This is a genomic window from Curtobacterium sp. MCSS17_015 (assembly GCF_003234265.2).
Lineage (GTDB): Bacteria > Actinomycetota > Actinomycetes > Actinomycetales > Microbacteriaceae > Curtobacterium.
In genome coordinates this window covers 1,662,468-1,682,285 of record NZ_CP126256.1, presented here as the reverse complement: position 1 = coordinate 1,682,285, position 19,818 = coordinate 1,662,468, and the positions used below count along the sequence as shown (strand labels likewise).

The window sequence follows — 19,818 nt, the reverse complement described above, 5'->3', positions numbered from 1 at the left end:
AGCCGGCTGGCCGGCTGGCGGTCAGCCGCGCAGGCCGAGCGCCGCGAGCACGACGGACAGGTCGCGGTCGACGACGGCCAGGTCCGCCTGGGCGCGGACGAGGGGCTTCGCGTCGAACGCGACCGACAGTGCGGCGACGGCCATCATCCCCAGGTCGTTCGCACCGTCGCCCACGGCGACCGTGCGATCGGGCCCGACGCCGTCGTCGGCCGCCCACTCCTGGAGCGCCACCGCCTTCGCTGCGGCGTCGACGACGTCGCCGAGCACCAGCCCGGTCAGGGCGCCGTCCCGCACCTCGAGCCGGTTCGCCCGACAGTGGTCGAGCCCCAGGGTGGCGGCGAACGGGTCGAGCACCTCGTGGAACCCGCCCGAGACGACGCCCACCGTGCCGCCCGCGGCGTGCACGCCCCGGACGAGGGCATCGGCCCCCGCGGTGACGCGGACCGCCTGCTGTGCACGGGCGAACACCTCGACAGGCAGGCCCGCCAGCGTCGCCACCCGCTCGCGGAGGCTCGCCGCGAAGTCGATCTCACCGCGCATCGCCCGTTCGGTGACGGCCTGCACGCGCGCCCGGGTCCCGGCGGCGTCGGCGAGGAGTTCGATGACCTCGTCCTCGAGCAGGGTCGAGTCGGCATCGAGGACGACGAGGAAGCGCGGCACCCGACCACGGTAGCGGGAGGACGGGCCGTGTGACGCAGCGGGGCCGACACCGGGCGACGCTCGTGGCCGTGGCGCGAGCGGGGCCGACACCGAGCGGGCTGGATCGGCACTGCTCGACCCGGACGCCCGGACGAACGACGTCCCCGCCGCCCGGACCGGGGCGACGGGGTCGTGTCCGCGGGGGGCCGGCAGCTCCGGCCTGACGGGTCAGGCCTCGACGCGCACGCCCTTGCCGACGACGGTGATGCCCGAGTCGGTGACGGTGAACCCACGGGCCTCGTCGGCTTCGCGGTCGAGTCCGACGGAGGCACCGGGTGCGAGGACGACGTCCTTGTCGAGGATCGCCCGGTTCACGATCGAGCCGGCACCGATGGTCGCGCGCTCGAACACGATCGAGTCGAGGACCTTCGCCTGCGAATCTATCGTGGCCCAGGGGCCGATGACACTGCGCTCGACCTGTGCGCCGGAGAGCAGACAGCCGAGCGACACGATGGAGTCGACCGTCGCGCCGGTGTTCCCGTTCGCGTCGCGCACGAACTTCGCCGGCGGCAGGTTCGTCTGCTGGTTGAAGATCGGCCAGTCCTGGTTGTACAGGTTGAAGACGGGCACCGGGGCGATGAGGTCCATGTGCGCGTCGAAGAACGAGTCGATCGTGCCCACGTCGCGCCAGTAGTACTTGTCGCGGTCGTTCGACCCCGGCACCTCGTTGCGCTGCAGGTCGTACACGCCGGCGTCGCCGCGCGCGACGAAGTCCGGGATGATGTCGCCGCCCATGTCGTGGTTCGACGTCTCGATCTGCCCGTCGCGGAGCACCGCGTCGACGAGGGCGTCGGCGTCGAAGACGTAGTTGCCCATCGAGGCGAGGACCTCGCCGGGTGAGTCCGGCAGGCCGGTGGCGTCCTTCGGCTTCTCGAGGAAGGCCTCGATCCGCGTCGGGTCGGCGTCGTCCACCTTGATGACGCCGAACTGGTCGGCCAGTTCGATGGGCTGGCGGATCGCGGCGACGGTGGCGCTGCGGCCCGAGGCGATGTGCGCCTCCACCATCTGGGAGAAGTCCATCCGGTACACGTGGTCGGCGCCGACCACGACGACGATGTCGGGTCGCTCGTCACGCATTAGGTTGAGGGACTGCAGGATCGCGTCGGCGGAACCGGCGAACCACCGCTTGCCGAGCCGCTGCTGCGCGGGGACCGAGGCGACGTAGGAGCCGAGCAGCCCCTCCATGCGCCAGGTCTGCGAGACGTGCCGGTCCAGCGAGTGCGACTTGTACTGCGTCAGGACGACGATCCGCTGGAGCCCGGAGTTGACCAGGTTCGACAGCGCGAAGTCCACGAGGCGGAAGTTCCCACCGAACGGCACGGCCGGCTTCGCACGGTCCGCGGTGAGCGGCATGAGTCGTTTGCCCTCGCCGCCGGCGAGGACGATGCCGAATACCTTCTTCGTTGCCATGTCGTTCACAGTAGGCGTCAGCACTGGGAAACCGTTACCGTGAACGCGTGCGAGTCGATCTACTGACCAGGGAGTATCCGCCAGAGGTGTACGGCGGAGCCGGTGTCCACGTTGCCCAGTTGACCGCGGCGCTGCGGTCGGGAACGGACACCGACGTCCGTGTCCGCGCGTTCGGCGGGTCCCGCGACGAGGAGGGCGTGTCGGCCTACCGCACGCCCGCGGGCCTCGAGCAGGCGAACGGGGCGCTGCAGGCGCTCGGCACCGACGTGCAGATCGCCGCCGACGTCGAGGGCGCGGACCTCGTGCACTCGCACACCTGGTACGCGAACTCCGCGGGCCGGTTGGCGCAGTTGACGCACGGCATCCCGCACGTCGTCACCGCGCACAGTCTGGAGCCGCTCCGCCCGTGGAAGGCCGAGCAGCTCGGCGGCGGGTACCGCCTGTCGAGCTGGATGGAGCGCGAGGCGTTCACGAACGCCGACGGCGTCGTCGCGGTGTCGAAGGCGATGCGCGCGGACATCCTCCGCTCGTACCCGTCGATCGACCCGGACCGCGTGAAGGTGGTCTACAACGGCATCGACATCGACGACTGGAAGCCCGAGCGCGACGACGACGCCGTCCGTGCGCTCGGCATCGACCCGGACCGTCCGAGCGTCGTCTTCGTCGGCCGCATCACCCGGCAGAAGGGACTGCCGTACCTGCTCCGCGCGGTGGCTTCGCTGCCCGAGGACGTCCAGGTGGTGCTCTGCGCCGGCGCGCCGGACACACCCGAGATCCTGGCCGAGGTGACCGGCCTCGTCGAGGACCTCCGGACCCGCCGGAACGGCGTGATCTGGATCGACCGGATGCTCGAGCACCGCGAGATCGTGCACGTGCTCTCGAGCGCGACGGTGTTCGTCTGCCCGTCGATCTACGAGCCGCTCGGCATCGTGAACCTCGAGGCCATGGCGTGCGGCATCCCCGTGGTCGGCACGAAGACCGGCGGGATCCCCGAGGTCGTCGCCGACGGCTTGACGGGTCGCATCGTGCCGATCGACCAGGCGACCGACGGCACCGGGACCCCGACGAACCCGGAGCAGTACGTGGCCGACCTCGCGGCGACCCTCAACGAGGTGCTCGACGACCTCGGGCTGGCGAAGCTCATGGGCCGCGCCGGCCGTCTGCGTGTCGAGAGCGAGTTCACATGGGGCGCCATCGCCACGAAGACACGCGCTGTCTACGACGAGGTCCTCGCCGGCCGCTGACGGCACACGGACGACGGTCCGGAGGCCCGGTGCCGGTCCACGCGACCGGCACCGGGCCTCCAAGCCGTCCCGGTCCTGCGCCTCGAGCGCGGCGCTGACGGGGGAGCGCACGCCCCTCGCGTAGGCTGAGGACATGCCCTCGGTCGTGCGCTTGTCAGACGTCTCCGTGGTCCGCAACGGGGCCACCATCCTCGACGGGATCTCGTGGGAGGTGCAGGACGACGAGCGCTGGGTGGTGCTCGGTGCCAACGGTGCCGGCAAGACCACGCTCCTGCAGGTCGCGGGCGCGCAGACCTTCCCGACCTCGGGTGAGGTCGAGGTGCTCGGCACCGGACTCGGCGGCGCGGACCTGTTCGATCTCCGACCGCGGATCGGCTTCGCGTCGACGGCCCTGGCCCGCCGGATCCCGGTGACCGAGAAGGTCATCGACGTCGTGCTCACCGCCGCGTACTCGGTCACGGGACGCTGGAACGAGGAGTACGAGGAGCTCGACGTCCGCCGGGCGCAGCGCGTGCTCGAGGAGTGGGGTCTCGGCGCCTTCACCGACCGGACGTTCGGCGAGCTGAGCGACGGCGAGCAGAAGCGTGTGCAGATCGCCCGAGCCGTGATGACCGACCCCGAGGTGCTGTTCCTCGACGAGCCGGCCGCCTCGCTCGACCTCGGTGCCCGTGAGAGCCTCGTGCGCACCCTCGGCGGCTACGCGCAGAGCGAGGACTCGCCGGCGATCGTCATCGTCACCCACCACGTCGAGGAGATCCCCGCGGGCTTCACGCACGCCCTGGTCCTGTCCGACGGCCACGTGCAGGCGTCCGGCCCGATCGACGAGGTCCTGACCGCCGAGACGCTCACGACCGCCTTCGGCGTCGAGCTCACGGTGTCGAAGGACTCCGGGCGCTGGACCGCCCGCGCGGCCTGACACGCCCGAACCCGGCGCTCCCGATCCGTCCCGCCGTCTGGTAACGTGGACGGCTGGCGTCCGCCACCGACTTCCCATCTTCCGTCATCGCGATCCACCGAGGAATCCCCATGAAGACCGACACCCACCCCGAGTACCGCGCCATCGTCTTCCGTGACCTGGCTTCCGGTGAGACGTTCCTGACGCGTTCGACCGCGAACAGCGACAAGACCATCGAGCTCGACGGTGCGACCTACCCGGTCATCGACGTCGAGATCTCGTCCGCGTCGCACCCGTTCTACACGGGCAAGCAGCGCATCCTCGACTCGGCCGGTCGCGTCGAGAAGTTCAACCAGCGCTTCAAGGGCTTCAGCAAGTAAGCAGCCGGCGCGCTGACGAACGGGCGGTCCTCCTCCGGGAGGGCCGCCCGTTCGTCGTTCCGGGCCGGCACGGTCGCCCGGGTCCGCTCCGGACCCGAACGGTCCGCGGCGGACGCGGTCGTCGTCCTCGGCATCGGGGGCGGGCCCGAGGCACCTGCTGCTCAGGCGCGTGCCGGCAGGTCCGCCACGGCCGCGGCTGCCAGGCCGATCAGCTCCTCGCCCGCCAGGACGCCCTGGGCCGCGGTGACGGTCAGGTTCGGTGCCGTCCACCCGACGGCGTGCAACTCGCCGTGCGCCGGCCGGATCGCGACGTCGGCCCAGGCGAGCATCTCCCGGTCGAGCAGGGAGTCCCCGGCAGCGACGGTCCTCGTCGCGCCGACCCGTTCGGCCACGGCCGCCAGGGCACGTTCCTTCCGGATCGGCATCGGGACCGCGTAGAGCTTCCGCCCCTGCACGGACACGCGCCACCCGAGGCCGGCGAGGTCCGCGGCGAACGACTCGACCGCCGCGGCCGGCAGCTCGGCGCGTTCGACGATGGCGTACACGAACAGGTCCTCGGCCCGACGGGTGCGCAGGACCGCTCCGGCCGGGAGGTCCGAGGCCAGACGCTGTTCGACCTCCGGCAGCGGTGCCGAGGAGTCCGTGATCTCGTCGCGGAGCGTCCCGGTCCACGCGGCGTCCGGTTCGCCGTCGTGGAGCACGACGGCGCCGTTCGTGGTGACCGCCCATCCGGTCTCGGGCAGCGGGAGGTGGATCCGTCGGTACTGCGCGACGGTCCTGGTGGTGACGGGCACGACGACGGCGTGCGCGGCGAGGTCCGCCAGGGCACGTTCGGCGGTCCGGGTCATGAAGGACAGCGGCAGGCCCTGGTACACCTCGGTGACGACGAGGGAGGGGGCCTGCTCGTCCGGACCGTCGAGCATCAGCGCGGCCGAGGAGTAGACGACGGTCCGGTCGAGGTCGAACCCGACGAGGGCGCTCATGCTCCGGCCCCGGTCGTCGCGGCTGGCGCCTCGGTCGTCGGAGCAGCGGCCTCGCTCACCCGGCTCCCGAGCGGGTGGATGAGCCCGACGCAGCTGTAGGACAGGTCGGGCCGGACCACGACCGGCACCCCGCGCTCCCGGGCGAGGGCGACGACGTGCGCGATGTCGACGTCGTCCGGGTCCCGGACGAGCACCTGCCAGGGCACCCGGCGCAGCAGCACCCTCGTGGTCTCACCGACCCCCGGTTTGACGAGGTGCAGGTCCTCGATGCCGTACTCGGCACCGATCGCCTCGACGCTCCGCATGCCGCGCCAGTCGACCGTGCGGGATGCAGGACCGCCGTCGGTAGCGACGGCGGCGTCGACCCGCGGCCGCACGGCGTCGAAGCGGGCCGCGATCGTCGCGACGAAGGACCGGGAGCGGTCCCGATCGGCGAGTTCGCGGTACTGCTTCGCGCCGTGCAGGGTCCCCTCGGGCGTCCAGGCGCGGTTGAACACCGTCCGGGAGACCAGGCCCGAGACGGTGGAGTTGAGGCAGGCCGACGGCACGAGGTAGTCGTCGCGCGTGCCGTGCAGCGGCGTGCAACCGGCCGGGTCGGCGAGGACGGCGAGCTCGTCGCCGAAGCGGACCCCGTCGGACGCTGCGAAGCGGTCGAGCGCGTCGGTGAGTTCGCGCGTGATGGCCCCCTTGCCGGTCCACCCGTCGACGAAGACGACCTGCGCCGGGTCGTGGTGCGCCGCGAGCCACCGGAGCGCGGTCTCGTCGATGCCGACACCCCGGACGATGCTCGCCGTGTAGTGCTGGAGACGCACGCCGCGCTGGTCGGCGGCCCACCGACGCATGAGGATGCCGACGGGGGTGCCGGCCCGGGCGAGCGAGACGAGGACGGCGCGCGGCCGGTCGCGTAGCACGAGGTCCGTGACGACGCCCACCGATTCGGCGATGCGGTCGGCGGATCGGGCGAGTGCGTCGCGGTAGAGCGCCTCGTACGCCTCGGACGGCACGTACTCGACCGGCAGCGACTCGGCGTAGTTCGCGCCCTCGAGTTGGATCGCGCGCTCCCGGTCGGCGGTGTCCGCCTCGAGGGCGGCGTCGGCGAGGTCCTGCAGCAACCAGGTGACGTCGTCCGGCTCGTACGACCCGAAGGACGGACCGGTGAGCGGCCGCGGTTGCTGGGGGGCGTCGGCGCGCGCCGTGTCGGCGGCGTCGAGGGCGCTCGACACGAGCACCACGTGCGACGTCACGGCGGACAGGGCCGTGAGGAGCCCGTCCGCGCCCTCCAGGCGGGCCCGGTCGGTGCCGGGCTCCGGGACGACGACGATCGCGTCGAACCCGCGAACGTTGTACGCGTACCGCTCGCCCGGACCGTCCACGGTGTCGTCGTGTGACCGGTGGCGGACACCGGACCGGATCGGCCATGCGGGGTCGTCGAGCACGGCGACGGGGGAGCGCGTGCTCGTGGAGGACCGGACGTCGGCTCCGGTACGACGGCGGAGGGCGTCCGCCAGTGCGAGCGGCGTCGCCATGTGCTCCTCGGTGCCGAGGACGAGGACCCGGCTCGGTACGTCGCCGAGCACGGCCGCGAGGTCGGCGGCCGTGCCCTCGACGTCGGTGCGCGGCGTGCGGACCCGCGATGCGGATGTGCCCCTCCGGTCCACGGCGGTCGGCGCTGCGGTCAGCACGGTGACCGCGTCCGGACGGGAGGTGCGCGCCGGGTCCGGAGCGGGCCTCCCGTCCGACACGACCCCGCCGGGCGCGGTGTCCGGACCGAGCGGGGTGGCCAGCGTGGCGACGACGTCCGCGGCGGTCTCGGTGAGGCCCGCCGGCAGCGTCACCCGGCCGCGGCCGAGCGCGACGACGTCCACCGGCGCGCCGAGCTCGACGGCGAGGGCTTCGGTGGCGGCGACGTCCGCGTCGGACCGGAGGTCGACGAGCGCGGCGACCACCCACCGCCGCTGCCGCGCGATCGCGTGGAGGGCGCGGATGGTGGCGCGCGCCGTCGCACCGGTGCTCAGCTCGTCGTCGACGAGCACGACCGTGCCGTCCGTCGGCAACCAGTCGTCGTGCGCCGGCAGCAGACGGTGCGCGGTGGCGTGGGAGTGCGCTTCGTCGAAGCCGGCGGCGGCGGTCGCACCGGCGAGTTCGTGCCGGGTGGAGTGCAGGGTCGCGGCGCCGAGCGTCTCGGCGACCATCGCGCCGAGGGCGGTCGCGGTCTCCGCGAACCCGAGCACGAGGGCGTCGGGGCGCGTCGGACGGGACGACGCCAGGTCCGTCCGGAGGGTCGTCGCGGCACGGTGCAGCGTGTCGTGCGCGTCGGCGTCCGGCCGGGTCGCGTCGGCGCCGTTCTGCGCGTCGAGGACCGCGCGGAACCGTGCCGCTGCGGTGGCGTCGAAGCGCGCGCCGCCGTCGAGCACGTCGGCCACGCGGGCACCGAGCGCCTCCCCGGCCAGGAGCGCCACGGCCGGCACGGTGGGCACGTGCTTCGCGAGCACCGTCGACACGAGCAGGTGCGCCCGCTTCGGGTTGCGGCGGAGCGCGAGCCGCACGAGCGACGACAGCGGGACGGCGAGCTCGCCGTCGGCGTCGTCCACGAGCGCGACGCCGAGGTCGGCGGGGGTGGGCATCGTGGTCGTGGTCGTGGTCACGGGAGGCTCCGCTCGAGCAGGTCGACGTAGGTCACGTCCGGGGTGGCCACACCGAACGCCCGGGCGCGGAGCATGGTGCGCTCCGCCCAGGCGTGGTGCGGTTTCATCTCGTTCATCTTGTTGCCGTACCGGGAGGCGGCGACCCCGCCCGTCGCGTTCGCGAGCACGTCCGAGGCGTCCGAGAACTCCTCATCGCTCACCACCGACATGGCGTGCACGAGCGGCACGTGGCGCGGGTGGATGACCGTCTTGCCGGTCAGGCCGTTCGCCCGGTCGAGGGTCACCTCGCGCAGCAGCCCGTCGAAGCCCTCCAGGAGCAGCTGGCGGCGGAGTGCCAGGTCCCCGGCCTCCTGGAACGGCGTCGTGCGGAGCTGCGTGCGGAACACCCGGTCGGAGTCCGGGTAGTGCTCCCACACCGGTCCGGAGACGACGAAGCCGTCCTGTGCGCGGCCGAGGACGTTCACCACGTCGCCGATCACGGACGCGAGCACCTGCACGTCGTACGCGGTCAGGTGCGACGGGCGCCGCAGGCCGTAGACGCTCGACAGGTCGGTCGCGCCGATGCGGACCGCGAGGACGTCGGCCCGCCGGTCGAGCAGCAGGTCGTGCACGTCGGCGAGGGCCTCGGTGCGCGACTCTCGGTGCATGATCGCGGGGGACTCCAGGATCGGCATGACGAGCAGCCGCCGGGCAGCGTCACGGCTGGCGTTCACCGCGTCGAGGACCTCGAACCAGCGGGCGCCGACACCGTCACCGTTCTCGAACTTCGGCAGGACGATCCCGCTCAGCACGTCGAGGGCGCGGTCGCCGAAGCGGTCGAGGAGCCGCGCGAAGTGGTCGGGGGTCCGGACGCGCAGGAACAGCTGCGGCAGCGTCGACGGGTCGAGGTGCTCGGTCAGTGTCCGGAGCGCCGTCTCGACGTTCGCCTCGGCCCGGGGCAGGTCGTCGTCCGCGACGGAGTCCTCGAGGCACAGCACGATGGAGCCGGCACCGAGTTCCGTCTGACGGCGCACGTCGCGGACGAGGTCCGGCCGGATCCCCGGCGTGTAGAGCGTCGCGCCGAGGGCCACCGCTCGCAGGTCCTGGTCGCTGTCCCGCGTGACGTCCTCGGGTGGGCGGAGGAACAGCGGTTCCTGGTCGGTGGTGTTGGCGAAGTGGCGCACGGGTCAGACTCCGACGGTCGGGGCGGACAGGACGAACCCGAACGCGGCGAAGACGTCGCCGTCGTGGGACGCCCGGGGGAACGGCTCGGCCCGGAGTTCGACCTCGCCGTCGACGACGGAGAGCGCGAGGACCACGGTGGTGTCGGCGTCGCCCGGGTCGACCGCGAGCGTCGTGCCGTCGTGCAGCGCGACGACGAGCCGCTCCGCACCGCGACCCATGACGAGGGCGCGTCGCAGGTCGCGGACGTGCCGGAGCGCGACGAGGACGTCACGATCGTCGTACCCGACGAGCGGACGGTTGCCGGGGGTCGTCACCGACCGTCCGGCCGTGGCACCGTCGACGGTCCTCGCACCCACCACCCGGTCGACGGACTCCCAGGCCGCGCTCGTGGAGCCGGTGACGCGGAGTGCCCCGACCGCGGAGCGGCGGCGATCGAGGCGGACGACCGGCGTCTCGGCGTCGAGGACGCGGACGTCGCGTGGGTCCGGTGCGGGGAAGGGACGGATCCGGGAGGCCCGGAGCGCCAACCGACGGGCGACGCGGTCCGAGGGCCCGGCACCGGCGACGGGCGCGGATCCGCTCCCGCTTCCGCCGCGGAGGGCCGGGCCGTTCCCGGACGGAGGACCGGCGGTGGCCGTCGTGCCGGTGCCGGACGGCGTGGCCGTCCCGGGGGAGGCGGCGGGGGCCGGCCGACCGAAGGACAGACTCAGCCCGCCGCCGCCCGTGCTCGCGCCACTGCTGCCCGTCGCACCGGTCCCCGTGACCCCGGTGCCCGCCGGGGCGCCCGTGGGCGGGGGGAGGACGGTCGTGGCGGGCGCGACCGACGTGGGGCGGGCCTCCTGGCCGGGCGGCGTGGGACGGACGCGACGGCGGAGGAACGGGTGCCCGGTCGTCATCGCGCGCGGCCGATGCCGTGGTCGGTGCGCAGTCCCGTCAGCCCGGTCGTGTAGCCCTGGCCGACGGCGCGGAACTTCCACTCGGCGCGGTGACGGTAGAGCTCGCCGAGGATGACCGCGTCGATGGTGTGGTTGCGCTCGGACGGCAGCGGGAACACGACGAGCTCCCGGCCGTCGGGGGCGCAGACCCGCACGGTCATCGAGCGGACCGAGCCGAGGTCCTTCGGCGATCGCGGATCCGGGTCGAGGTAGACCGCGAAGACGATCTTGTCGACCGCGTCCGGCACCGACGCGAGGTCGACGTCGATCTCCTCCTGGTCGGACTCGTCGAGGTACCGCACCGAGGCGTCGGCGCTCTCGAGCTGGTTGAAGAACACCAGGTCGTCATCGGAGAGCACGCGTCCGTCGGGACCGCAGACGATCGCGACCGGGACGAGCTCGGCGGACGGACCGCGGCTGGCGATCTGGTCCCAGGAGATCCCGACGACGACCGCCGTGAGGCCCGGGTTCTCCGCGGTGATCGCGGCGTTCGCTCCCGGGACGAGCCGACCCGTCACGAGCCCGCTCCGCGGAGGCGCAGGCCCTCGTCGCCCTCGCCGAGGCGGTCCCGCAGGAACCGCCCGTGCGAGGAGAGCTCGGCGATGGCGCCGCTCCTGATCTGTTCGTGCATGTCCTCCACCGTCTCCGCGACGACGTCGAGTTGGCCGGCGAGGGTCGCCGTGGCGGTGCTGTCCGCGGTCCGGTCCGACGCGGGGAGGGACCGGTAGGTGCGGACGGGCGTGGGCAGGTAGTCGTTGACGATCGCCTGGAAGAGGTACCGCTGCTCGGTCGATGCGCCGCGCGCGATCACCGTGCCGGCAGCCTCACGCAACAGGTCCTCGACGTGCCGGACCCGTGATGACACGACCGTCGGCAGCTCGGCCCCGGCCGCTCGGACGTAGGCGCGGAGGTCGTCGAGCCCGGCTGCCGCAGCGGCGTCGTCCGCGGCCCCGCCGGACCCGCGCACGTCGATCCGCGCCGCCGCGGCGGCAGCGGCCGACGCCGGCGTCTCCGCGTCCGGATCGGTGACCCGGTGGTCCTGGTCGTCGTCGTCGCGGCCGAACAGCGCGCGCAGACGATCACGCACGGAAGCCGACCGCGGTCGTCATCGCGTGACCGATCGCTGGTCGCCCTCGCCCTGTCGGGCACGCTCCAGGTACGGCTTGGCGCGCTGGATGCCCGACTCGAGCGCCGACACGGTCGAGGACATGTTCTGCGCGGCCTGCGACCGGAAGGAGTCGATGGCGTCCATCGTCTGGAAGACGTTGTCGAACGCCTTCTGCAGGGTCTCGACGCTCACGCCGGAGTTCGTCGCCTGCTCGTGGATCCGGGTGGTCTGGTCGCGCAGCATCTCGCTCGTCTGCAGGATCATCGCGTTGGTGGTGTTGTTCACCGCGTCGATCTGGTCGAGGACCATCTTCTGGTTCGCCAGGGCCTGCGCCACGACGACGGCCGTGCGAAGCGCCGCGATCGTCGTCGTGCGGGCACGCTCGACGCCCTTGATGAGCTCGGTGTTGTTCTTCCGCACGAGGTCCATCGCCAGGTAGCCCTGCACCGAGACGGCGAGCTGCGTGAGGATGTCCTGGTGCCGCTGACGCACCGGGAAGAGCACGTCCGACTCGAGCTTCTGCGCCTCGTCGACCCGGCCGCCGTTGCGCAGGGCCTCGATCTTCGCGACGGTCGCCGCGTCGAGGGCCTTCGCGAACACCGCGTACTCGCTCAGCTGCTGCATGGTCTCCCACAGCTGGACCTTCTCGTCGGCGAGGGTCGCGTTGTCCTTGCGGAGTTCGTCCTGCCCGGCCATGAGCGACTTGATGATCTTGTCGAGCTGGGTCTGCGCCGACTCGTAGCGCTGGAAGTACTTCGCGAGCTTGTTGCCGCCCGGGATCATGCCGAGGATCTTCCGACCCGTGCTGAGGTCGGCCTGGTTCGGCGTGAGGTCCTCGACCGTGGAGCGCAGGTCGCCGAGCGTCGTCGCCACCTTCACCTGCGCGTCGTCGCCGGAGCGCTTGGCGCCGGACACGGACGACTGCGAGCGCTCGAGCATCCGTGAGGAGAAGCCGCCGGAGCGGGCGATCTCGGAACCGGCGATGGCGTTGATGCCGTCAACCTTCTCGGTGAACGCCGGTGACCGCGGGTCGAGGGACGCGACCTCGTCGACGAACTCCCGGGCCTGCGCGGCGATCTGCGACTGCCGCTCGGCGTCGACGGGCACCATCCCCGGGGCGTCGTCCGGGGTGACGACCTCGGCGGCGTCGGCAGCGCGGAGGACGAGGGCGTCCTGGGACGGGTCGGTGGGCTCCGGCGGAGCGAGCGGTCCGGGCATCGGTGGTCTCCTGTGACTGGTGGGACGGCTGCGTGGTGCGAGGGCGCTCGGGCGGAGCGGAGGTCTTCGTACCGGTGGAGGTGGTGCCCGGCCGTCCAGGCGGCCGACCGGGCACCGATCGGCGTCAGCCGAGCTGGACGCCGAAGTCGGTCGCGACACCGGCGAGACCAGACTGGTAGCCCTGCCCGACGGCACGGAACTTCCACTCGGCACCGCTGCGGTAGATCTCCGAGAAGATCATCGCGGTCTCCGGAGCGGCGTCCTCGGACAGGTCGAAGCGCACGATCTCCGCGCCCTCCTGGTCGAGCACTCGCGAGTAGGCGCTGCGCACCTGCCCGAAGTTCTGGCGGCGGGCCTCGCCCTGGTCGATCGAGACGACCACGACGACCCGCTCGACGTCGGCCGGCAGGGTCTGCAGGTCGATGACGATCTGCTCGTCGTCACCGTCGCCCTGACCGGTGCGGTTGTCGCCCTTGTGCTCGACCGAGCCGTCGGCGCTCTTCGGCTGGTTGTAGAAGATGAAGTCCGCGTCCGAGCGCACCTTGCCGTCCGCGCCGACGAGGAGGGCCGACGCGTCGAGGTCGAAGGCCTCGCCGGCGGTCGTGCGCGGGTCCCAGCCGAGGCCGACGGTGGCCACGGTGAGCCCGGGGCTCGTCTTGGTGAGGGAGAGGTTGTTGCCCTTGGAGAGGGAGAGTCCGGCCATGATCGGTCCTTTCGGGTGGTCGTGCGCGGTCAGTCGAGCACGGGAGTCGTTCGGGCGGTGCCGTCAGTCGAGGACGACGCCGTAGTCGGTCGCCACGCCCCGGAGCCCGGTGGCGTAGCCCTGACCGACGGCGCGGAACTTCCACTCCCCGTCGTACCGGTAGATCTCGGAGAAGATCATCCCGGTCTCCGACGCGGCGTCCTCGGTGAGGTCGAAGCGGACCACCTCGTTGCCGGTCTCGTCGTTCACGACGCGGCAGAAGGCCCCGCGGACCTGTCCGAAGTTCTGGTGTCGGGCGTCCGCCTGGTCGATCGTCACGACGAAGACCACGCGGGCGACGTCGGGCGCGACGAGGTCCAGGTCGACGAGGATCTGCTCGTCGTCCCCGTCGCCGTCGCCCGTCCGGTTGTCGCCCTGGTGGACGACCGAGCCGTCGACCGACTGCAGCTGGTTGTAGAAGACGAAGTCGTCGTTCGACCGGACCTTGCCGTCGGCGCCCACGAGCAGGGCCGAGGCGTCGAGGTCGAACTGCTCCCCGGCGGTCGTGCGCGGGTCCCAGCCGAGCCCGATCATGGCCTTGCGCAGGCCCGGGTCGGTCTTGGTGAGGGACAGGTTCGTCCCCTTCGAGAGCGAGAGGGTCGCCATCGGTCGTCCTTCCGTCGGTGCCGGTGGTACGCGGGTCAGAGCGCCGCGGCTGCGGGACCGACGAGGTCCTGCACGGTCCGGCCGTCCGCCCGCTCACCGATCGCGGTGAAGCTCCATCCTGCTCCGGTCCGGGACACCTTCGCCATCACCATGGCGGTCTGCGGGCCGGAGTCGGTGAGCTGGTAGCGGGCGACCTCGGGTGCACCGGCCGTCGAGTCATCGACCACGCGGCAGAAGGCGTTCTGCACGTTGTCGAACGTCTGCCGGCTGTAGCTGCTGATCACGAAGACGATCTGCTGCACCGCGCCGTGGACCGCACCGAGGTCGATGCGGATCACCTCGTCGTCGCCGTCCCCGGCGCCGGTGAGGTTGTCACCGGTGTGCTGGGCGGAGCCGTCCTTGCTGCGGAGCTGGTTGAACCAGACGTAGTCGACCGGCTGGCCGTCGGCGCCGAAGAAGATCGCGGAGGCGTCGAGGTCGACGTCGGCGCCCTTGCGGCCGCCGAACAGCCCGCGCTTCGTCGCGACGGCGTCCCAGCCGAGGCCGAGGCGGACGCGCGACAGTGCGCTGCCGTCGTTCTTGGTGAGCGAGAGCGCTTGGCCCTTCTGGAGGCTGAGACCCATGGCGGTGAACCCTTCGTCGTGGTGCGGTCGGGGAGTCGACCCCGTTGTCAGGTGGCGCCGTCGCTGCGGTGCCGAGCCGGGAGGCGCGGTGTCAGGAGGCGACGGTGGCGCGCTGGTCGGCGGGCTGGTGCTCGCCGGCCTTGCGCTTGTTGCGGACCACCGACGAGACGAACGCGGCGATGATGAAGACGACGCCGATGAGGCCGGTGACGACCTCGTTCACCTCGGTGGTGATCGTGACGAGCAGGATCGCCGCGAGCGCACCGATCGCCCAGTGCGCACCGTGGTCGAGGTACTCGAACTCGTCCAGCGTGCCCTGCCTGACCAGGAAGACGGTGAGAGAGCGGACGAACAGGGCGCCGATGAGGCCCAGACCGAGCGCGATGATGATCGGGTCGGCGGTGATCGCGAAGGCCCCGATGACGCCGTCGAACGAGAACGAGGCGTCGATGACCTCGAGGTAGAGGAACAGCAGGAACGCGGCCTTGCCCGCGACGTTCCCGACCTTGCGCTTGGCGCTCATCCGGTTCGCCTCGGCGACCATCTCGCCGGTGTTCTCGAACGAGTTGCCGTCGTCGTCCGGGTCGTCGACGTCGAACAGGCCGCCGAGTCCGGTCACCAGGAAGTAGGTGACGAGACCGGAGATCCCGGCGATGAGGACCGTCGACTGGTGGTCACCAGCGGTCGTTCCCGCGATGGCGAGGACGGCGAGTGCGACGACGACGTTGACCATCGGGAGCTTGCCGATGAAGAGCAGCAGGCGCTCGAGCCACGTGAGCCACAGGATCTCGCGCTCCTCGAACATGAAGTCGAGGAAGATCATGAGCAGGAACATGCCACCGAAGGCGGCGATCTGCGGGTGCGCCTCGTGCAGGAGGTAGGCGTACGTGCCGGGCTCGTCGATCGGGCCCTTCTCGAGCGCGAGCTGGACCGCCTCGATCGGGTTGAGCGACGCCGTCACGCCGACGATGAGCAGCGGGAACAGGATGCGCATGCCGAACACGGCGATGATGATGCCCACGGTGAGGAACATCTTCTGCCAGAACGGGTTCATCCGCTCGAGAATGCGGGCGTTGACGACCGCGTTGTCGAAGCTGAGGCTGATCTCGAGGATGCCGAGGATGGCGGTGATGATGACCGCGCTCCACCCGCCGTAGACGAGGGCCACGGCCAGGGCGAGCACGGTGATGGCCAGGGACCACCCGAAGGTCTTCAGGAACACGTGCGCGGATCTCCCCTTGGTGCATGGTGCGGTCGTCGAGGGGACGGCAACGTCGAGCACGCCCCGTTCGGGATGCTACATGCTCGGGGCCGAGTGGCGACGAGGCCAGCGCCCGTCGGCGGTGAACGTCGGGTCACGCTTCGCCCGCATGTACTCCTGGAACGACGTGGCCTGCTCGGAGCACCACACCACCTGCTTGCGGTGGAGCTCCTCGGCGCTGATGCCGAGTTCGTCCGGGTACTTCGCAGCGATGGCCTGCGCGACCCGGCCGGCGGCGATCGCGTCCGCACCGGCGTCGTGCGCGTCGTCGAGCTGGACGCCGTAGAGCTGCGACGCCGCCTCGAGCGTCCGCTTGCCCTTCCGGTAGGTGTCGAGCGCCTTGTCCATGACGAGCGGGTCGACGACGTTCCCGATGACGGGGGACGCGATGCCGTGGCGCTTCGCCTCGCGGTCGAGGACGGTGAGGTCGTACGGGGCGTTGTAGATGACCAGGGGGATGCCGCGCGCGAACACGGCTTCGACCGCGGCGACGATCTCGGCCACGACCTCGCCGGCGGGGCGGCCCTCGGCCTGCGCCTGCTCCGTCGTGATGCCGTGCACCGCGGACGCCTGCTCGGGGATGGCCACGCCGGGGTCGGCGAGCCAGGTGCCCTCGACGATGGACCGTCCGGTCATGTCGATCAGCCCGACGTGTGCGGTGACGATCCGGGCGGTCTCGACGTCGATGCCCGTCGTCTCGAGGTCGAACACGCCGAGCGCGTGCCACCACGGGCGGGTCGTCAGGTCCTGCGGGGGCCGGGTCGTCGGGTCGATCGCGGCAGCGGGGGAGGTCACGGTCGTCAGGCTAGCCAACCGCACCGACACCGCGACACGACGCGCGCGGCGGACGGGGGACGGGCCTCCCGGGCAGTCGGCGCGTCGCCGGGCGTCAGACCGCCGCCGACGTCACGACCGGTGCCGGCGTCGCGGCGCCCTGCCCGACGTGCAGCCAGTAGAAGGCCTGCGTGCCGAGCGTCAGGGTGACGTTCCCGTCCTCGTCGAACGAGGGGAACGCACCGCCGCCGAACAGGTCGACCAGCGGCCGGCCGGCGTACTCGGGTGCCGAGACGGTGACCGAGGTCGGGTTGTGCGCGAACGAGAACACGCACAGCACGTCCTCGGCGCTCGGCCCGAACTGCTGCGTCGAACCGCCCCACGACCGGACGAAGGCGAGCACGCTCTCGTTCGAGGTCCGCTGCACGGCGAGCGACCCCATCCCGAAGACCGGGTGTGCCTTGCGGACGTGGATGACGTTGCGGATCCAGTGCAGCAGCGACCGCGACTGGGCGAGCTGCGCCTCGACGTTGACCTGCGCGTAGTTGTAGACGAGCGACTGCACGACCGGCAGGTAGAGCTTGCCCGGGTCGGCGGAGGAGAACCCGGCGTTGCGGTCCGGGGTCCACTGCATCGGGGTGCGGGAGGAGTCGCGGTCCGGCAACCAGATGTTGTCGCCCATGCCGATCTCGTCGCCGTAGTAGAGGAACGGCGAGCCGGGCAGCGAGAAGAGCAGCGCGTGCACGAGTTCGAGTTCCGCGCGCGAGTTGTCGAGCAGGGGCGCGAGGCGCCGTCGGATCCCGATGTTCGACCGCATCCGCGGGTCGTAGCCGTACCAGCCGTACATCGCCTGCCGGTACTCCTCGCTGACCATCTCGAGCGTCAGCTCGTCGTGGTTGCGGAGGAAGACGCCCCACGCGGCGGTCTCCGGCACGTCGAGGGTCTCCGACAGGATCGCCGCCAGCTCCTTGGCGTGCTGCGCGCGGAGCGAGTAGAAGATGCGCGGCATCACCGGGAAGTCGAAGGCCATGTGGCACTCGGGCTCCTCGTCGGTGCCGAGGAAGGCCGCGGTCTCGCGGGGCCACTGGTTCGCCTCGGCGAGCAGCACGCGGCCGGGGTACTCGTCGTCGACCATGGCCCGCAGCTGCTTGATGAACTCATGCGTCTCGGGCTCGCCCTCGCCGTTGCCCTCCTCCGACTGGAACAGGTACGGGATCGCGTCGAGCCGGAGTCCGTCGACGCCCAGGTCCAGCCAGTGCCGGACGACGTCGTACACCGCCTCGACGACGGCCGGGTTCTCGTAGTTGAGGTCGGGCTGGTGCGAGAAGAACCGGTGGAAGAAGAACTGGCGTCGGACCGGGTCGAACGTCCAGTTCGAGTCCTCGGTGTCGACGAAGATGACCCGGATGTTCTGGTACTCCTGGTCGGTGTCGCGCCAGACGTAGAAGTCGCCGTAGGGACCGTCCGGGTCCTCCCGGGACTGCTGGAACCACTCGTGCTGGTCGCTCGTGTGGTTGATGACCATGTCGATGACGATCCGCATGTTCCGCTCGTGCGCCTTCGTGACGAGTTCGCGGAACTCCTCGAGCGTGCCGAACTCGGGCAGGATCGCCTTGTAGTCGGAGATGTCGTACCCGCCGTCACGGAGGGGCGACCGGAAGAACGGCGGCAGCCAGAGCGCGTCGACGCCGAGCCACTGCAGGTAGTCGAGGCGGCTGATGAGGCCCTGCAGGTCGCCGGTGCCGTCCCCGTTCGAGTCCACGAACGACCGGATCATGCACTCGTAGAAGACCGATCGCTTGTACCAGAGCGGGTCGAGCGTGAGTCCGGGCTGCTGGATCGGGGCTGTGAAGGACACCGTGCTCCTCGTCGTGGTCGGCGGGCCGCCGATCGGGCGGGCCGCCCCGGACACGGTAGACGCGGCACGCCGGACACGCACGCCGGATCGTCTTCCCTAGACTGACGCGGATGCAACCGCCCGTGCTGTCCCCGTACCAGTCGCTCATGGCGGCGACCCCCGTCGTGCACCGCGCGGTCCAGGTCGACGGCCGGACCACCCACTACTGGGAGTACGGCCCCGGTGACGACGCCACCCTCGGCACCGGCACCGGCACCGGCACCGGCACCGGCACCGGCACCGGCACCGGCACCGGCACCGGCACCGGCACCGGCACCGGCACCGCATCCGGCGCCACCGTGCGGCTCGGCGGCCCGGGCGGACCGGCGGCGACCGTGCTCGCCGTGCACGGATTCCGGGGGGACCACCACGGCCTCGAGTCGATCGCGGCGCACCTCGTGTCGGGCCATCCGGAGGGCGTGCGCGTCATCGTGCCCGACCTGCCCGGCTTCGGCGTGTCCGACCCGCTCCCGACGTCGGACCTCGACGCCTACGTCCACTGGCTCGACGGCTTCCGGGCCGCGCTGGGCCTCGGCCGTGACACCGTCGTCCTCGGTCACTCCTTCGGCTCCATCGTCGTCGCGGCCGCGGTGGCCGACGGACTCGACACCCGGCTGCTCGTGCTCGTCAACCCGATCGCGGCCCCGGCCCTGCAGGGTCCCCGCGCTGTCGGTACCGGCATCGCGATCGCGTACTACCGTCTCGGCGCCCGACTGCCGCGCGCGCTCGGCCTCGGGTTGCTGCGGAACCGGGGGATCGTGCGCGCGATGAGCGTCGCGATGCTCAAGTCAGCCGACCCGGCCCTCCGACGGTGGGTGCACGACCAGCACGACCGGTACTTCTCGGCCTTCGCGGACCGGACGAGCGTGCTGCAGGCGTTCCGGACGTCCGTCACCCACGACGTCGCACAGTTCGCCGACCGGATCACGGTCCCGGTGCTCATGGTCGCCGCCGAACACGACGACATCACCGCGGTCCCCGAGCAGCGCGCCCTGGCGGCCCGGCTCCGGGACGCCGAACTCGTCGTCGTGCCCGGCGTCGGGCACCTCGTGCACTACGAGACGCCTGCCGAGGCATCCGCCGCGGTGCTGCGGCGGATGCGGGACACCACGGCCGCGCCGACCAACCGTGGGCGGAAGCGAGCGGGTCCCGCGCGTCGCGCCTCCGGCCGGACCGGCCCCGACCGGACCACCGGCGAGCCCGACCGCACCACCGGGCGCGACGCGTGACGCGC

Annotated in this window: 19 protein-coding genes; 4 read left to right on the top strand and 15 right to left on the bottom strand. The window is 71.8% G+C overall.

The window, feature by feature from the left end; genetic code table 11:
- Positions 1-21: 21 nt before the first annotated feature.
- Positions 22-660, bottom strand: coding sequence for a phosphoserine phosphatase SerB (serB, locus tag DEJ18_RS07940; protein WP_111211479.1), 639 nt, complete (start codon positions 658-660; stop codon positions 22-24).
- Positions 661-867: 207 nt separating this feature from the next.
- A complete protein-coding gene (gene glgC, locus DEJ18_RS07935; protein ID WP_111080773.1) occupies positions 868-2,109 on the bottom strand; it encodes a glucose-1-phosphate adenylyltransferase in 1,242 nt (413 codons plus the stop codon).
- 47 nt (positions 2,110-2,156) lie between these two features.
- Between glgC and glgA the strand changes: the two genes are divergently transcribed.
- The 3 genes from glgA to DEJ18_RS07920 all read left to right on the top strand — a co-directional run bounded on the left by glgA (position 2,157) and on the right by DEJ18_RS07920 (position 4,628).
- Positions 2,157-3,353, top strand: coding sequence for a glycogen synthase (gene glgA / locus DEJ18_RS07930; RefSeq protein WP_111080774.1), 1,197 nt, complete (start codon positions 2,157-2,159; stop codon positions 3,351-3,353).
- 133 nt (positions 3,354-3,486) lie between these two features.
- Complete coding sequence (locus DEJ18_RS07925; RefSeq protein ID WP_111211480.1) at positions 3,487-4,269, top strand: ABC transporter ATP-binding protein; 783 nt, start codon at positions 3,487-3,489, stop codon at positions 4,267-4,269.
- Positions 4,270-4,379: 110 nt separating this feature from the next.
- Positions 4,380-4,628 carry a type B 50S ribosomal protein L31 gene (locus DEJ18_RS07920; RefSeq protein WP_017887280.1) on the top strand — a complete coding sequence of 83 codons (249 nt, stop codon included), beginning with the start codon at positions 4,380-4,382 and terminating at the stop codon, positions 4,626-4,628.
- Between the two features lie 161 nt (positions 4,629-4,789).
- Here the strand turns inward: DEJ18_RS07920 and DEJ18_RS07915 are convergent, their stop codons facing one another.
- From DEJ18_RS07915 to treS, 13 genes are all read right to left on the bottom strand, one after another.
- Positions 4,790-5,611, bottom strand: coding sequence for an HAD family hydrolase (locus DEJ18_RS07915; RefSeq protein WP_111211481.1), 822 nt, complete (start codon positions 5,609-5,611; stop codon positions 4,790-4,792).
- A complete protein-coding gene (locus DEJ18_RS07910) occupies positions 5,608-8,256 on the bottom strand; it encodes a phosphoribosyltransferase domain-containing protein (protein ID WP_111211482.1) in 2,649 nt (882 codons plus the stop codon). The genes DEJ18_RS07915 and DEJ18_RS07910 overlap by 4 nt, the downstream gene beginning before the upstream one ends.
- Complete coding sequence (locus DEJ18_RS07905) at positions 8,253-9,419, bottom strand: HpcH/HpaI aldolase/citrate lyase family protein (protein ID WP_111211483.1); 1,167 nt, start codon at positions 9,417-9,419, stop codon at positions 8,253-8,255. The genes DEJ18_RS07910 and DEJ18_RS07905 overlap by 4 nt, the downstream gene beginning before the upstream one ends.
- A gap of 3 nt (positions 9,420-9,422) precedes the next feature.
- On the bottom strand, positions 9,423-10,316 hold the full coding sequence (locus DEJ18_RS07900; RefSeq protein WP_111211484.1) for a hypothetical protein: 894 nt from the start codon (positions 10,314-10,316) through the stop codon (positions 9,423-9,425).
- On the bottom strand, positions 10,313-10,873 hold the full coding sequence (locus DEJ18_RS07895) for a TerD family protein (protein ID WP_111080780.1): 561 nt from the start codon (positions 10,871-10,873) through the stop codon (positions 10,313-10,315). Before DEJ18_RS07895 ends, DEJ18_RS07900 begins: the two co-directional genes overlap by 4 nt.
- A complete protein-coding gene (locus DEJ18_RS07890) occupies positions 10,870-11,442 on the bottom strand; it encodes a hypothetical protein (RefSeq protein WP_111211485.1) in 573 nt (190 codons plus the stop codon). The genes DEJ18_RS07895 and DEJ18_RS07890 overlap by 4 nt, the downstream gene beginning before the upstream one ends.
- A gap of 18 nt (positions 11,443-11,460) precedes the next feature.
- Entirely contained in the window at positions 11,461-12,681 is a 1,221-nt protein-coding gene (locus DEJ18_RS07885; RefSeq protein ID WP_111080782.1) for a toxic anion resistance protein, read from the bottom strand.
- Between the two features lie 124 nt (positions 12,682-12,805).
- On the bottom strand, positions 12,806-13,384 hold the full coding sequence (locus DEJ18_RS07880; RefSeq protein WP_111080783.1) for a TerD family protein: 579 nt from the start codon (positions 13,382-13,384) through the stop codon (positions 12,806-12,808).
- A 63-nt stretch (positions 13,385-13,447) separates the two neighbouring features.
- Entirely contained in the window at positions 13,448-14,029 is a 582-nt protein-coding gene (locus DEJ18_RS07875; RefSeq protein ID WP_111211486.1) for a TerD family protein, read from the bottom strand.
- Positions 14,030-14,064: 35 nt separating this feature from the next.
- Complete coding sequence (locus tag DEJ18_RS07870; protein ID WP_111080785.1) at positions 14,065-14,652, bottom strand: TerD family protein; 588 nt, start codon at positions 14,650-14,652, stop codon at positions 14,065-14,067.
- Between the two features lie 91 nt (positions 14,653-14,743).
- Positions 14,744-15,874, bottom strand: a complete 1,131-nt coding sequence (locus DEJ18_RS07865) for a DUF475 domain-containing protein (protein WP_111211487.1) — start codon at positions 15,872-15,874, stop codon at positions 14,744-14,746.
- Between the two features lie 75 nt (positions 15,875-15,949).
- Positions 15,950-16,708 (bottom strand): 3'-5' exonuclease, encoded by a 759-nt coding sequence (locus tag DEJ18_RS07860; protein WP_502866234.1) that lies wholly within the window; start codon positions 16,706-16,708, stop codon positions 15,950-15,952.
- Positions 16,709-16,802: 94 nt separating this feature from the next.
- Positions 16,803-18,545 (bottom strand): maltose alpha-D-glucosyltransferase, encoded by a 1,743-nt coding sequence (gene treS / locus DEJ18_RS07855; RefSeq protein WP_111211541.1) that lies wholly within the window; start codon positions 18,543-18,545, stop codon positions 16,803-16,805.
- Between the two features lie 110 nt (positions 18,546-18,655).
- Between treS and DEJ18_RS07850 the strand changes: the two genes are divergently transcribed.
- Complete coding sequence (locus tag DEJ18_RS07850) at positions 18,656-19,813, top strand: alpha/beta fold hydrolase (RefSeq protein ID WP_258377014.1); 1,158 nt, start codon at positions 18,656-18,658, stop codon at positions 19,811-19,813.
- Positions 19,814-19,818: the final 5 nt, after the last annotated feature.